This is a genomic window from Pedobacter sp. UBA5917, assembly GCF_002432345.1.
GTDB lineage: Bacteria > Bacteroidota > Bacteroidia > Sphingobacteriales > Sphingobacteriaceae > Pedobacter.
The window spans coordinates 1-2967 of the sequence record NZ_DJDT01000375.1 but is presented as its reverse complement, the minus strand read 5'-3'; the positions used below and the strand labels follow the sequence as shown (position 1 = coordinate 2967).

3 protein-coding genes are annotated in these 2967 nt (G+C 40.1%); 1 reads left to right on the top strand and 2 read right to left on the bottom strand.

Features of this window, described 5'->3' with window-relative positions; translation table 11 throughout:
• On the bottom strand, nt 1–858 hold an 858-nt coding region (locus B2V92_RS26275; RefSeq protein WP_293313841.1), incomplete at its 3' end, for a sulfatase-like hydrolase/transferase.
• A 112-nt stretch (nt 859–970) separates the two neighbouring features.
• Here B2V92_RS26275 and B2V92_RS26270 point away from each other — a divergent pair.
• The gene (locus tag B2V92_RS26270) at nt 971–1738 is read left to right on the top strand and encodes an MBL fold metallo-hydrolase (RefSeq protein ID WP_293313838.1); all 768 of its coding nucleotides are present in this window, start codon (nt 971–973) and stop codon (nt 1736–1738) included.
• Between the two features lie 327 nt (nt 1739–2065).
• Here the strand turns inward: B2V92_RS26270 and B2V92_RS26265 are convergent, their stop codons facing one another.
• Complete coding sequence (locus B2V92_RS26265) at nt 2066–2653, bottom strand: YceI family protein (protein WP_293313835.1); 588 nt, start codon at nt 2651–2653, stop codon at nt 2066–2068.
• Nucleotides 2654–2967 lie beyond the last annotated feature (314 nt).

Below are 2967 nucleotides of genomic sequence, written 5' to 3'. Positions count from 1 at the left end.
TTTGGTAAAACCATCATCATACATGCGTTGTGGTGCGTTAATCCAGGGGCCGTTATCGCTCGTGAAGATAAAAATGGTGTTATCGGCTTGTCCGGAGGCGACAACCTGTTTCCAGATTTCGGCCAAACCCGCGTCCATATCTTCGATCACATCACCTAATGCGCCGCCCGCCGAAGGTGTTTTTCTGCTTTTTTGAGCGGCAAAAGCTACTGGCAAATGTGGCATATTCTGTGCAAGGTAAAGGAAAAAGGGTTTCTTGGCCGCTGCACTTTTTTTAATGAATTTTATCGATTCACGGGTATAAGAACTGGTTAAAATACTATCGTGCGGTTTATAAATCTCAGGTTTGGTATTTCTAAAAATCTTGATCGTGGTATCAGTTTTTACATAAGGCGCCCTGTAATCGTGACTATATAAAAGTCCATAAAATTCGTCAAATCCTTTTTTGTTCGGCAGCGAAACACCATAATCGCCCAAATGCCATTTACCCACCAAAGCTGTAGCGTAGCCCGACTGTTTGAGCATCTGCGCAATGGTAATTTCATCTGCGGGGATACCACGTTTATCGCCCGGACCAATCGGCGAAGGCAAATCCATTCTGCTGCAATATCTACCTGTAAGTAACGATGCCCTTGATGGTGTACAGGTTGGCGAAGTGGTAACAAAGTTTGTGGCTTTTATACCTTTTGCAGCCATTCCATCTAAAAATGGCGTTTTTATCAACGGACTCCCATAGCAGGAAATATCGGCATAACCCATATCATCGGCCAGTACAATAATTACATTCGGTTTTTGCTGTGCCTTTAACTGAAGGCAAAAACTTATAGCGAAAAGGAAAATTAAGATTCGGAGATTCATGCCTGAAATTTAAGCATGATATTTTACAAAAAAAGGAAGTATCCAAGCTTTTACCAAAACAAATACTCAAGTTTAGATTGTTACCTTTGTATAAACATTAAAGATCTACATTTTGCAAGTTCACACCCTATTCGAAGGAACCTATTCTGTTGATGCAACAAAGAAATTTGTGCCTTTCGACCCCGCTATACATACTTTTAAAGACCGTCCGGCTTCATTATTCATCAATGTTCAGCCTTTTTTGGTAGAACTGAAAAACGACCTTGTTCTTTTTGATACGGGTTTAGGTTTTAGCGATGATCATGGGGAACTGATTTTACATAAAAACATCCGCAATGCTGGCTTCGACCCTACCGATGTAACCAAGGTTTTAATGTCGCACCTACATTACGACCATTCTGGTGGCATGATCCACAAACACGGAAATGGTAAAGTTGACCTGAGTTTCCCGGATGCAGAATATGTAATTAACCGTGGCGAATGGGAAACGGCATTTAGCAGCACTTCATCATCGTACCATAGCGATATTTTCGATTTCGTGCAACGCAATGCCCAACTGAAATTTGTTGAAGGCGACGGCGCGCTCGACGAAACCATTGCTTACGAGTTTACCGGTGCACATTGCCCTAATCATCAGGTTTTTCTATTGACAGAAGGCAATCAAAAGGTATTTTTTGGTGGCGATGTATTGCCCGAACCTGAAGAACTGGTTAAAAATTTTATCGCTAAATACGATTTCGATGGTCGCAAAGCGATGGAACTGCGTAAAGAGTTTGGTAAAAGAGCAGCCGAAGAAAACTGGGAATGTTTGTTCTACCATGGCAAAAGTGCTGCTACCGGATTTGTGGATGAAGTTGAAGGTGGGTTTAAGATAAGGTAGTTCATTCGTTTTTTACCGCGAAGGATGCAAAGCTGTTTTTTACCACAGAGCGTACAGAGAAAGGCGCAAAGCTTACAGAGCTGGGTGCATATCTTAAATGTTTAATATCCAATTTCTATTATTTTTTAGCCTCTTTTTCTACTATCTCGACACGAAAGATCGGGACAGGTTGACGTTTTGAAATCAACTCTGTGTTCATCTGTGTAAAACTCGATGTCCTCAGTGGTTAAAACTTAGCGCACTTTGCGCAAAACTCCGCGTACTTTGCGGTTAAACAAAAAAGCCCCAACAAATGTCGAGGCTTTCCATTTTCCGAGACTGGAAAAATTATTTTTTAGCTACCAGTTTAACAGCTAATTCGAAGTTATCATCAATTGCTTTGTCGCCAATGCTATCGAAGAATGATTTAGAACCGTAACGGATGTCGTATTTAGTTCTGTCAACAGTAATTTTACCTGCTAAAGCAGAAACAGTACCATCAGCATTTACAGTTACAGTTGCAGGGAAGCTTAATGGTTTAGTAATACCTTTAATGGTTAAGTTACCATCTACAGTTACGTTAGCACCTGAACCAGCAACTTTAGTGATTACGAAAGTTGAAGTAGGGAATTTAGCTGTACCGAAAAAATCGTCTGCTTTTAAGTGACCTTCTAATTTAGCACTGCCATCAGCATCTTTAATTGAGTTCATATCGATAACGAAAGTACCGCCAGTTACGCTTTTACCATTAACGGCTAAGCTACCTGATTGTAAACCGATTGTTCCGTTGTGAGAACCTGTTACTTTTTTACCGATCCATGTAATGGTCGATTTTGCTGCATCTACAGTATAAGTTACCGGTTTGGTTGGTTTTTTAAAAGCTGACAATGCTACTACTGCCACTAATAAAAAAATTGAGCTGATTTTTAATTTCATTTTCTGGTTTTTTTAAAATTTTGATACAAATATAGATGAACTGCCGATCTCCTGCTATTGACCTATGTTAAGTTTTTTTCAAAAGTAATCGGATTTATTTAAAATCATTCTATTGACTGCAGAATTGTAACAAAGGTTTAATTTGTTTACTTTTTTGTGAGGATTTAGGAGCAGAGGGCGGAGGGCTTTAAGCAGAGGGTTTCCATGCGAATACCCAAAAAAGGTGGAGGTTGTTTGTTCCTAAACCTGACAGCAGCGGAAATCCTTTTTGTTTGCAGCAACCCTAAATATGCTGTCATGCTGAGGCACGAAGC